The 11,008-nt window shown below is 66.0% G+C and carries 8 protein-coding genes, 1 other RNA gene and 1 pseudogene; 2 read left to right on the plus strand and 8 right to left on the minus strand.

The genetic code is table 11. The annotated features are described in order from the left end of the window. Positions 1-60: 60 nt before the first annotated feature. The gene (locus XdyCFBP7245_RS13980) at positions 61-1,131 is read right to left on the minus strand and encodes a phosphoenolpyruvate carboxykinase (ATP) (protein WP_104616218.1); all 1,071 of its coding nucleotides are present in this window, start codon (positions 1,129-1,131) and stop codon (positions 61-63) included. A gap of 156 nt (positions 1,132-1,287) precedes the next feature. Between XdyCFBP7245_RS13980 and XdyCFBP7245_RS13985 the strand changes: the two are divergent. After that, positions 1,288-2,842, plus strand: a pseudogene (locus XdyCFBP7245_RS13985) (B12-binding domain-containing radical SAM protein). Between the two features lie 160 nt (positions 2,843-3,002). After that, positions 3,003-4,217: a nucleotidyltransferase family protein gene (locus tag XdyCFBP7245_RS13990; RefSeq protein WP_104616186.1), complete on the plus strand. Its 1,215-nt coding sequence runs from the start codon at positions 3,003-3,005 to the stop codon at positions 4,215-4,217. Between the two features lie 364 nt (positions 4,218-4,581). Here the strand turns inward: XdyCFBP7245_RS13990 and XdyCFBP7245_RS13995 are convergent, their stop codons facing one another. The 7 genes from XdyCFBP7245_RS13995 to XdyCFBP7245_RS14025 all read right to left on the minus strand — a co-directional run bounded on the left by XdyCFBP7245_RS13995 (position 4,582) and on the right by XdyCFBP7245_RS14025 (position 11,002). Next, positions 4,582-5,703: a glycosyltransferase family 4 protein gene (locus XdyCFBP7245_RS13995; RefSeq protein ID WP_104616187.1), complete on the minus strand. Its 1,122-nt coding sequence runs from the start codon at positions 5,701-5,703 to the stop codon at positions 4,582-4,584. After that, positions 5,700-6,830 carry a glycosyltransferase family 4 protein gene (locus XdyCFBP7245_RS14000; RefSeq protein ID WP_104616219.1) on the minus strand — a complete coding sequence of 377 codons (1,131 nt, stop codon included), beginning with the start codon at positions 6,828-6,830 and terminating at the stop codon, positions 5,700-5,702. The genes XdyCFBP7245_RS13995 and XdyCFBP7245_RS14000 overlap by 4 nt, the downstream gene beginning before the upstream one ends. Before the next feature lie 127 nt (positions 6,831-6,957). Further along, positions 6,958-7,656 carry a class I SAM-dependent methyltransferase gene (locus XdyCFBP7245_RS14005; protein WP_104616188.1) on the minus strand — a complete coding sequence of 233 codons (699 nt, stop codon included), beginning with the start codon at positions 7,654-7,656 and terminating at the stop codon, positions 6,958-6,960. Next, positions 7,653-8,882, minus strand: a complete 1,230-nt coding sequence (locus XdyCFBP7245_RS14010) for an amidohydrolase family protein (RefSeq protein ID WP_104616189.1) — start codon at positions 8,880-8,882, stop codon at positions 7,653-7,655. The genes XdyCFBP7245_RS14005 and XdyCFBP7245_RS14010 overlap by 4 nt, the downstream gene beginning before the upstream one ends. Further along, positions 8,883-9,725 (minus strand): class I SAM-dependent methyltransferase, encoded by an 843-nt coding sequence (locus XdyCFBP7245_RS14015; protein WP_104616190.1) that lies wholly within the window; start codon positions 9,723-9,725, stop codon positions 8,883-8,885. It abuts the gene before it with no gap. A gap of 303 nt (positions 9,726-10,028) precedes the next feature. Continuing rightward, a non-coding RNA gene (locus XdyCFBP7245_RS14020) (sX9 sRNA) lies at positions 10,029-10,105 on the minus strand. Between the two features lie 54 nt (positions 10,106-10,159). After that, on the minus strand, positions 10,160-11,002 hold the full coding sequence (locus XdyCFBP7245_RS14025) for a Wzz/FepE/Etk N-terminal domain-containing protein (RefSeq protein WP_104616191.1): 843 nt from the start codon (positions 11,000-11,002) through the stop codon (positions 10,160-10,162). Positions 11,003-11,008: the final 6 nt, after the last annotated feature.

Consider the following 11,008-nt stretch of genomic DNA (forward strand, 5'->3'; position numbering starts at 1 on the left):
GATGGGCCATTCGGTCCGCGACACGCGCCACGCCGCACGCGTGCGAGATAGGCAAGCCCATCATCGCAGCACCTGCAGCACGGCCTCCACCGAGGCATGCGGGTGCGGACCGCGGCGCAGGGTAAACATGCCCACGCGCTGCACCTGCGCAACAAACCGCTGCCAGCCGGGCTGACCGGCAGCGTACGGCTGGTCGCGCGCCAGGGATTGGGCAATCTGCGTGAGCGGCACCGGCACCAGGCTCGGTGCTGAGGCATCGGCAGGCTGGCTGGACAGCATCAATACCGCGCTTAGCTGCAATGGCGTGGACGCAAGCGTGGCATGGCCGTGGCGAATATCGACCTCGTACTTTTCCACGCCGCTGCGGCGACGAATGCTGGGCGCTGCAGTGATCCATGCGCGCGTGCGCGCATCGAGCAGGCCAAGCGATTCCGGCCTTAGATGCAGAAAGTTGGCCACACCGGTGGTCAGCAGACTCTCCGGCGCCACGAACACGCCATCTTCGGCGATGAACTCCAGGCCGTGCAGCAGACTGTGCAGCGCCAGGGTGGATTTGCCCGCACCGCTGGCGCCCAGCAACAGCACACAGCGACCGTGCCGGCCCACGCAGGCACCATGCAAGGGCACCAACCCGATGCCGCGCGCAGCAAGCAAGAACACCGCAAATTCGATGAGCTCGTAACGCACGTGATAGGCGTGGGCCAGCATGTCTTCGGACACCACCAGCATCGCGCGGCGCTCGGGTACCGAGAGCATCAGGTAATTGCAGGCATCCATGACGCCGCAGACCAGCCCGCCAACCGCATGGGTGCGTACCGGCGGCGGTACATCGACGACAGCGTCCGGCGCGCGTGGTACCAGATCCAGCGTGAGATGGAACTGCGGTGCGGCAGGCAGGCAGTGCGCCGGCAGGCCGGCATAGGCGGCATCGACCAGCGCCAACAGCGCCTCGCTATCGCTATGAAAGTGGAAGAGCGCACCGAGGACCTGCCGCTGCACGCTGAAGCGCCGCGCACGCTGCTCGCCGAACGGGTCTGCCGCGCCCGTGTCCGGTGCGAGCGTACCCGGCGGAACCACGCATGCGTGCTCGCTCACCGGCATGTGTTGCGCCAACGCAGCCGACTGCGGCATGCCTGTCATCCATTGCATCGATCAACCCGTGTGTGCGCGTTGTATCGCGAAAGGTTGCATTGCCGCATGCGCTGAACTGGCGCATCACAGCGACGCTACTACGCAGCGCGATGGCGCAACCAAAGGCGCCTGCGTGCGCACCTACTGCCGAGCCGAATGCCGGTGTCTGCGCATGCTACCGCTGCGCGTCATCTGGCAACAGAACGAGAGCCTTGTGCAGATGCTAAAGATCCAGGTCAGTCATTCGTATTTCCTGCGTTACGATCCGAAACAATGGGAGCGCGGCAAGCCGTATCCGCCGTTGGCCACCTTACAGATTGCCGCGTTGCTGCGCGAGCGTGGGCATGCGCTGAGCCTGTTCGACGCCATGCTGGCCGACGACGTGGAGGACTATGCCGGCGCGCTGCATGAGGCACAGCCGGACCTGGTGGTGTTCTACGAAGACAACTTCAATTTTCTCACCAAGATGTGCCTGAGCCGGATGCGCGACGCGGCCTGCCGCATGATCGGGCAGGCGCGCGCCGCCGGGTGTCGGGTGTTGGTGGCGGGCTCGGATGCCTCCGACAACCCCGATGTATTTCTGGCCGCCGGCGCACATGCGGTCTTGATCGGCGAAGGCATCGCGCCGTTGATCGAACTGATCGAACGTGTGGAAGCCACCCCGCACCTCGATGACCAGGCCTGGCTGGCGGGCGTTGCGCGCATTGCCACCAGCGACCCGGTCGCGGTGCGCGCACATCCCGGTGCGCAGCCACCGGATGCACGCCTGAGCGGGCTGCCTGCCTGGGACCTGGTCGACATGCCGCGCTATCGGCAGTTCTGGCAGCAACGGCATGGCTATTTCAGCTTGAACATGGCGGCCTCGCGTGGCTGCCCGTTCCGCTGCAACTGGTGCGCCAAGCCGATCTGGGGCAACCATTACAAACGTCGCGGCGCCGAAGACGTGGCCGCAGAGATGATCCATCTCAAACGCAACTTCCAGCCCGACCATCTGTGGATGGCCGACGATATCTTCGGCTTCCATATCGATTGGGTCGAGACATTTGCGCAGCACTTGAGCGAGGCCGACGGCGCCATCCCGTTCACCATCCAGACCCGCGCCGATCTGGCCAGCGATCGCATGGCCGCCGCGCTGTCGCGTGCTGGTTGTACGGAAGCCTGGATTGGAGCAGAAAGCGGCAGCCAGCGCATCCTCGACAAGATGACCAAGGGCACGCAGGTGGCCGAGGTGATCGCTGCACGCGAACGGCTGGGCGCACATGGCATTCGCGTAGGCTTCTTCATCCAGCTGGGGTATCTGGGCGAGGAGCTCGACGACATTCTGGCCACGCGCGCACTGGTGACACAGGCCAACCCGGACATCATCGGCGTCAGCGTGTCGTATCCCCTGCCCGGCACCAAGTTCTATGAAGAAGTGAAGAACCAGCTGGGCGGCAAGACGCATTGGCAGGACAGCGACGACCTGGCGATGATGTTCCATGGTGCCTACGACTCGGAGTTCTATCGCAGCGTGCGCAATCTGCTGCATACCCAGGTCGACCTGCAGCAGGCGCGCACGACGATGACGGCCGACGCCGTTTCGCAAGCGTCAGAGCAGCTGGAAGCGCGTTGGGCCGCATTGATCGTATCGGAACATCTCCACCGCACCGAGCCGCTCGCCACCCTGGCGGCGCGTCAGCCACGCCAACTGGAAACGGTGCTGGTGGGCTGATCAACCACGGCAGCAAGCAGCCGCGTGACCGCCTTGATGGGGCATGCGCGCGAGTCGCATTGCAGCACTGCCGCACTGGCATCACCGCCCGCCAACCGCATCGCCAGCACTTTCCATCGTCATCCTGTTGCCAACCTGTTCGACTTTCCGGATCACCTGCATGCAGCCTTCGCTTCGCACCATCAGACATGGCCTGCACACTGCCACCGAGCAGCTGGCGCACGAGCTGGCGCAGCCTGGCGACAACGCGCCGCAGTGGGACCGGCTGCAGTGGCAGCTGGCCGCGGCGGCCGCGGCGGCGCATGGCGTGTCGCCGTTGCTGCAGCGGCGCTCGTTGTGGCAGAACGCCGAATGGACGGCCTTCCTGAGCGAGCAACGCCGCCATGTCGAAGACCGGCATCGGCGGATTGCGCTGCTGCTGACGCAGATCGACGCGGCTGCACGCAGTGCCGGCATTGCGCTGGTGGGACTGAAGGGCAGCGCCTTGCATCGGCTTGGCGTGTATCTGCCCGGCGATCGTCCGATGGCCGACATCGACCTGCTGGTGCAGCCGGACGACGCGCCTGCGGCGGCAGCGTTGTTGTGCGAACTTGGCTACGTGGCGTCGTTCGAACAATGGAAGCACCAGGTGTTCAAACCGCTGCACGGCGACGCCGTTGCCGGCTTGGGCGAGCACCGCGACGCGCCGATCAACATCGAGCTGCATACGCGCATCCAGGAACGCCTGCCGGTGCGCAGCGTTGACATCACCGCGCGGATCTGGCCGGAACGCCCACAGCCTGGGCTGAATCCGTACCCCTCCACCGGCGCCTTGATGTGCCACCTGCTGCTGCACGCGGCCGGCGGTATCTGTCACCGCAGCATCCGGTTGATGCATCTGCACGATCTGGCGTTGCTGGCAACGCGCATGGGCTCACGCGACTGGCAGGAGCTGTGGGAAGACCCGGCGATTTCGCCCTGGTGGGCCTTGCCGCCGCTGTTGTTGCTGCAGCGCTATTACCGCGCGGTAGTGCCAGCGACGGTGATGGCGCGCCTGCATGCGCAGTGTCCGCGGCTACTGCGTATCCGTTCCGCCCGGCAAACGTTGACCACTGCCTCGTGCTCGAACCTGTGGTTGTCGGCACTGCCCGGTATCGAGTGGTCGGGATCGTTGCGTGAGGCGCGGCAGTATCTGCACCAACGCGTGGTGCCGTCGGCAGAGAGCCGCAAGGAGCGTGCCGACATGTTGCAGACCCAGTTGTGGCTGCAAGACCAACCGTGGGTGCGCCAGACCCAGGCCCGCCGCCTGATGACCCGGCTGACCCGGCCGGTCCCGCGCACCGACATGCTGTATGTGGTGCGTGCCGCGCTCGATGGGTATCTGCAGCCTGCATAAGGCTGCGTTGCTGTCCTGTGGAATGCCGTGTTGGCATCTGATGGCTGCGTTGGCGCGGAACATGCGCCGACACCGGCCTTGCATGCTGCGTTGGTCGTCGCGGTCAAGATGACTGAGGAATGCAGCAATCAGTGGATTGCTTCGTGCTTAGCCACGCTACATTGCCTCTGGACTACAGAGTGCGTACTGGCTGCGCACGATGTGTCGTTGAATCGCGCCCTCAAGCGCGATCAAAACAACGTGGCGAGCAGTCGCTAGGTGGATATGGCCGGCGCGCTCAGCTCCGCCGGGTCCGCGTGCCACATGCCGAACCGAGTACCAGCTTTTTCAGCCTGGCAGTTGCGCAATAGGTTTTGCGGTCGCTCTAGTTTGTCGAGCCCAGCGGCCTGCGCTCGCATAACTGACGGTAGATCTGTTCGAACAGACGCGTGGTCATGGCCGCGTCTTCGCGCACCGCGCGGCACTGCGCTGCCCATGCCAGACGCAGGCGCAGTTCGTCATCGCCGAGCACTTGCCGAATGGCTTCGGCCATGCCCGCCCAATCGCCTGGCGGCACCGCCAGCGCAGCGATCGGCGCCCATTCCACTAAATGCCCGACAGCCGTGCCGACGGTCGGAACACCGGCCACGGCCGCTTCCAGCAGCACCATCGGCCCTGCTTCGTGCAGAGACGACATCACCAGCAGGTCGGCGGCCAGCATGATCGGGCGCAATTCGCGCTGGGTCTTGAAGCCGAGAAAGCGTACCTGCTGCTGCAGATCCAGCTGCTGCACCAGGTGCTGCATGGCACCGTCCAGCGTGTCGACACCGACCATGTCCAGCGTAAAGGCGACGCCGGCCCGCTTGAGTGCGGCCATCGCGCGCAGCAAGGTGCTCTGGTCCTTGACCGGATTGAGGCTGGCCACGTGCAGCAAACGTGCAACTACGCCTCCGCGCGGGCGCGGTGGTACTGGCTGCCAGGCCCGCAGATCCACCCCTAACGGCACGCGCTGCGCGCCGATACCGAGCGCTTGCAACGAATCAATGATCGGCGCGCTGGCAGCGGTCACACGATCGGCCAGGCGCAGGATGACCGCTTCGCGCAGGCGCCCGCGCCACCGCCGCCGGCCGCCATAGCCGATGGCATGTAGCGCCACCAGTTCACCGCCGGCGATATGCACCACGCTGGGACGTCGCAGCAGCTTGGCTGCACTCACCGCAATCAGGCTGCAATAGCCGGAAAAGATCGCTTGGATCACCGCGAACGGGGCGCGCCGATGTTCTTCGACAATGGCGCCGATGGCACGCAGCCGCGTACGTCGCGCGCCGATGTTGTGCACCTTGGCGCCGCGCAGCATCCAGGTATCGGGCAAGGGTTCCTGATGCAGCACGAACACGTGCACCTCGTGGCTGCGTGCCAGCCATTCGATCAAGGTCAGGAATACCGGAATCACGCGAACGTCGCCGCTGCGATCCACCCCGCCCGGCACCACCAGCGCCAACTTCATCGCGGGCGCGCTCGCATTGGCTTCAGCAGGCTTGCATACGCCTGCGCCCAGCGCTGCCCCACTGCCGCGAACGACAGCCGCGTATCAAAATGCGCCCGCACCTGCGCACGGCTGGGCCGCTGCCGCGCAACGCGCAACAACAATTCCGACAATGCGCTGGCATCGCCCACCGGCCATAGCTCGCCGACCGCGCCGTCATCGCTGAGTGCGCGGAAGGCCGGAATGTCGGTCAACAACGGCAGCGCGCCGCAAGCATAGGCTTCCAGTGCCGCATAGCCGCAGCTCTCCGCGTGGCTGGCGGACACGAAGACGTCGCTCGCCTGCAACAGTGCCTGCACGCGCGCATGCTCGACCTTGCCCAACAACTGCACACACCGCGCCAGACGCGCATCGTCGCGCATCCGCTGCTGCACCCGTTCCAGCAAGGGGGCCTGGTCGAACACGCACCACAGCCGCAAACCGGGCAACAGGCCGGCCGCCATGGCAACCGCATCGAGCACGCACAGCGGGTCCTTGGCTGCGCTCAAATGGCCAATCCACAGCACGCACGGGTCGCCATGCAGTTGCGTCTGCTCGCGTGCCAGCAGGCGATCGCTCGGCGCAAAGCGGCTGCTGGATTCGGGAATCGCAAACAGCTGCGTACGGCTGCGAAACAGGCGCGCGCGCACAAACGGCTGTGCCATCTCCAGCGAGGTAAACGCGATGCCGGCAGCGGCGCCATAGCGAGCCCGCCACACTGCCCTGTTCCACCAATGTGGCGGGCGATTGGCATGATCCTGCAGCAGGATCGGCATGTGCGGCAGCAGGCGCGCAAGCCTGCGCGCATCGCCAGCAAATTCCAGGCCATGCACGTGGATGACATCGGCGCCGATGTCGCGCAACAGCGCCGACAACGTGGCCGCGCGCGCAGCGCTTCCGCGTGGACCAAGCGCGACGAAGCGATAATCGACGCCCTGCCGTGCGATCTGCGTGTTCAATGCAGAAGCCTGGATCACCGAAACGCGCACACCTGCGCTGGCCACCGCCTCGGCAATGTCGGCAAGCGAAGGCCAGTGCGCGAAGACCTGCTCAGCGCTCAAACCGACAGGCGTTGGCAGCAGATTGAGCTGTGCAACATGCAGGGTCACGGCGCGATTGCCGATGGCTTGGCACGGTGTGCATGGGCGGCGCAATCACGCTTAACGCAAGACGACGCCAGGTCATGCTGATTGCCTGCGCCGCATGGATTGCGGGGGCAACGTGTCAGCGCGATGCTCACGCCAGACGCCGCAGCCGCAGCACCAGCGCCACCGGCACCTGCAGCGCCGTCTGGTCGAAATGCGCGCCGGCAGGAATATCGGCCGGGTCCAGCATCGGCTCGGCCACCGCTTCGATCGCAAAGCCCAATGCCGTGCATGCGCAATGCCAATGGCTGTACAGATGCTGGGTATGGCGCACCGCATAGTGCCGGCCATCGGCCTTGAAATCGCGGCGCCAGCCCAATGCATGGCCAATCGGATGCACGTCGCTGCACAACACGATGCCGCCGATGCGGGTGACGCGATGCAATTCTTCCAGCGCCGGCCAAAGCCGTTGCAGGTGCCCGACCACCAGGCCGCACACGCTGAGGTCGGCAACCGCATCGGCAAGCGGCAACTGGTCCAGACTGCCCTGCTGCAGCTGCACCCGCGCAGCTGGCCAATGCTGCGACAGTTCGGTTTGGGCGCGCGCGAGCATCTGCGGCGACAGATCGACACCAGTGACATGGCGTGCGCCACGGCGTAACGCATGCAGCATGTAGCGGCCGCTACCGCAGCCGGCATCCACCACATGCTGGTTCTGCAAGGTGGTGGGCATCAAGCCAAGCATTGCGCGCTCTTCGGCCTGCATCACCGGGTTATGCGCGTGCGGCGGATACGCCTGGGCCCACAATGCATACGCCGCGTCAGGCTCGAGTACCGGAACCGCGCTCACGACGCGACGCCCATCGCTGCCATTGCGCTCGACGCTTGCTGCAGGTCCTGCACACGTTGCAAGCCGGGTTCGAGCGCCAGCACGGCCGGGTCCGCCAAGCTGGCGTCCAGCAACTTGGGGCGTCCATCCAGCACCACCGGAACGGTCCGGATGCCGGCGGCGTCGAACCACGGTGCAAAGTCCGGATCGGCGATGCGTGGTTTGCCATCGCGGATCACCGCGCGCAAGTCGCTGCGTTCGCAGCCGATCACGCTGCTGGCGGGTTCGCCGCCGCGGTCGCGCACGATCACCAGATCCGCAGCAGCGCCCGGCGCGATGCGCCCGCGCGTAGCCATGCGCAAAATGCGTGCGGATTGGTCGGTGGCCAGACCCAATAGCAAGTCCGGCGCCAGCCCGCTGCTGGCAGCAATACGCAGTTCTTCGAGCAGATCGCGTGCGCCACTGACGCGTGAGTCACTCCCCAGCGCAAGCCGCCCGGCCATGCACAACCGCCATGGATCGAGCGTGCGCCCGAGCAGCGCCAGATTGCTCGACGGGCACCACACCACCGCCGCGCCACGCGCGATCACCCGCTCGATATCCTGCTCGCCCATGCCAACGCCGTGAATCAGCACCGTGTTGGACGCCAGGCAACCGAGCCGATCCAGATCATCGAGTTCGGCCCGCGCCACCGCGTCGGTGCCTTCGGCCAGATGGATCATCCACGGGTGCGCCGCCGACGTTGCCGCAAAGCTGCCCTGCACCGGCGGGCCGTAGCCGGTCCACCCCAATGCATAACTCCAGCCGAATTCGTGGAGCACGCCGACCGGAAAATCGGCCTCATCCAGCGTGGCGTGCCATGGGTCGTGCTGCGCCACGCAGGTCACGCCGGCGAGCAGATTCTTCAGCCCGCCATGGCGCAAACGCACCGCCTTGGGCACGCGCAATGCGGCAGCCACGGACGGATGTTGAAAGTGCGCCTGAAACGCCTCGATCCATGCATAACTGTTGGCGAATGGCGCGCCCTGCGGCAGCGGCGGCACGCAGTTCACCTGCAAGTGCTCGTGCGCGTTGATCAGGCCCGGCGCCAGCACATGCCCCTGCAGATCCAGACGCAAGGTGCCGGTGCCCAGCGTGCCGCCGAAGCGGCCCGCGCGCAGGTTCACCGCTGCGCGCGACGGGCCCGCGAGCGTGATCGATCGCGCGCCCTGCAGACAGACATCGGCCATGGACATCGGCATCTCCACTCAGCGTTTGCGCATCACGATCAGGAAGTGATCGCCCATGTCGCGCAATAGCGGCAACCCACCGAAACGGTCGTCCAGCCGGCCAAGGCGCTCGGAGACGCGCGGATGGCGCTCGCAAAAATCGACCAGATACGGGGGCGGCAGGAACAGGCTGAGGGCACGGTAGCTGTCCAGCACGAAGTGCTTTTCGAACGCGCGATAGAACTCGCGCGGCAGGTGGTACCAGGTCCAGATGGTGTGGCCGTTCATGCCCACCGCGGTTGCGCCCTTGGCCGCACGCACCGCGGCGCGCTTGAAGCGCCCGCGCAAGGTGTAATGGCCGATTTCCCACGGGCAGATGCGCCCGATCACCGAAAACACCAGGCAACCATCGGCGCGCAGCAGTCGCGCGCATTCGGCGGCCACCCCCGGCAGATCCGGCGCGCAATTGAGCGGGCCGAAATTGGAGTACATGCCGTCGAAGGTGCCTTCCAGCTGATCGAGCTGCTGGATGCCGACATGTGCGGCTGCCAGGCGTTCTTCCAGCCCCTGCGTGACGGCGCGATGGCGGGTGCGCTCGATCATGGCCGGCGACCAGTCGGTGGCCAGCACGCTGTAGCCGCGACGCGCGAACTCGCCCGCATCCAGGCCGGTGCCGCAGCCCAGATCCACTAATCGCGAGCCGACCGGCAACTCTGCGGCCACCGTGTCCCACAACGTGGTACGCATACGCTGGATCAGCGCATTGTTGCCGCGTGGGCCATCGTAATCGGGGGCGACGCTGTCGAACGCGCGTTGCGTTTCCAGCAACTGCTCCGGCGCGACTGTTCCGCCGCGCGCGGCATGCTCACTGACCACTGACATGCATCGCCTCCCCCACCCGTCCTGCTGATTTCACGACACTCTCCAGACGCGGCACCGCCAACGCGGTATCGCTTGATAGACCCGTGAGTGCCAGCACCAGCCGGTTTGGTTGCAGTCGGGCCGCGCGCGCGGAGTGCCAGGAATGATTGGCTGCAGATTCGGCGGCGACAAAACGCCGCCGGCAGCGCTGCGCGTGTCAATCACGACGTGCCGCGCGTGCGCATGCCAACGGCGCAGTCAAGGGTCGGCCTTTCACTTCTGACGCAAGCACAGTGAACAGCGACGCCCTGCTGATCATGGAGCGGCTAACAGAACCTAGCGCGCAGTCGTCAGGTGGATGTGCACGGCGCAGTCAACGCCGGAGCGGCCGCGTTGCACATGCCGCGCAGCGCCAGCGCCCGCATGGCGTTGCGCGCAGTCGCGTTTGTCAGCTCTCACGCAATGGCACGAGCGCCTTCAACCCGACGGCGACGCCAGGCATTGCGCAGCACCGCCACCAGCACGCCCAACCCCGCTCCACCGAGCAGACCGACCGCCCAGATCATCAGCGCATTGGGAAATGCCCGCTGCTCGGGCACATACAACGGCCACGCCAACGAGGTTTGATAGGTGTAACGCGCGGTCAGCCGCGCGATCAGATCGTCGCGCTCGCTCTTGATCGCACGGATGGCGGTGGTGTTGTCGGTCAGCAACACCCCGGCCAGCACCTGCGCAGGGCTTGCTACAGAGCCGGATTGCAGTTGCGTTTGCAGCTGCTCGCGAGTGAGCGTGGCAACGCGCAGATCCTCGTCCAGCCCCTGTAGGCGCGTACGTGCAAGCGCGAGCGCGGCGGTATTGGTGTCGCCATGCAGGCTCTGCAATGCGGTGACGGTGGCCATCGCCAGGCTGCGCGCCTGCTGCGCGGATTCGGCGCGAATGGTCACACCGATGAGATTGGCGTACGGGTCCGGATCCGGCTTCAGGCTGCCGCGATACAGCTGCGCGGCACGGCTTTTGAGCGGCACCCCGGCCTGGTGCAGCACCGCGTCCTGAAACAGCCGCGTCTTCATGCGATCGATCACCCGCTGGAACGGCTCGACCTTTGGGTCGCGACCGGCAGGCGTGGGTCCGATTTCGCCCACCTGGATCCAGGCGGTGGCTTCCCACTGCGGCGTCGCCACCCGCAGGAAGGCGAACGTCATGCCGAGCACCAGCACCCCCGCAGCCAGCGCCCAGCGCCACTCGCGCCGCAGGATGCGCCACAGGTCGATCAGGTAGATTTCGTCGTGTTGATTCATGGTACG

Origin of the sequence: Xanthomonas dyei, assembly GCF_002939865.1 — a bacterium.
In the GTDB taxonomy this organism is placed as follows: domain Bacteria; phylum Pseudomonadota; class Gammaproteobacteria; order Xanthomonadales; family Xanthomonadaceae; genus Xanthomonas; species Xanthomonas dyei.

What these genes read in the sequence shown, in the direction of transcription:
- XdyCFBP7245_RS13980 (WP_104616218.1), bottom strand. Translation starts at nt 1,131, where the DNA reads ATGCCGCAGTCGGCTGCGTTGGCGCAACACATGCCGGTGAGCGAGCAC.
- XdyCFBP7245_RS13990 (WP_104616186.1), top strand. Translation starts at nt 3,003, where the DNA reads ATGCAGCCTTCGCTTCGCACCATCAGACATGGCCTGCACACTGCCACC.
- XdyCFBP7245_RS13995 (WP_104616187.1), bottom strand. Translation starts at nt 5,703, where the DNA reads ATGAAGTTGGCGCTGGTGGTGCCGGGCGGGGTGGATCGCAGCGGCGAC.
- XdyCFBP7245_RS14015 (WP_104616190.1), bottom strand. Translation starts at nt 9,725, where the DNA reads ATGTCAGTGGTCAGTGAGCATGCCGCGCGCGGCGGAACAGTCGCGCCG.
- XdyCFBP7245_RS14025 (WP_104616191.1), bottom strand. Translation starts at nt 11,002, where the DNA reads ATGAATCAACACGACGAAATCTACCTGATCGACCTGTGGCGCATCCTG.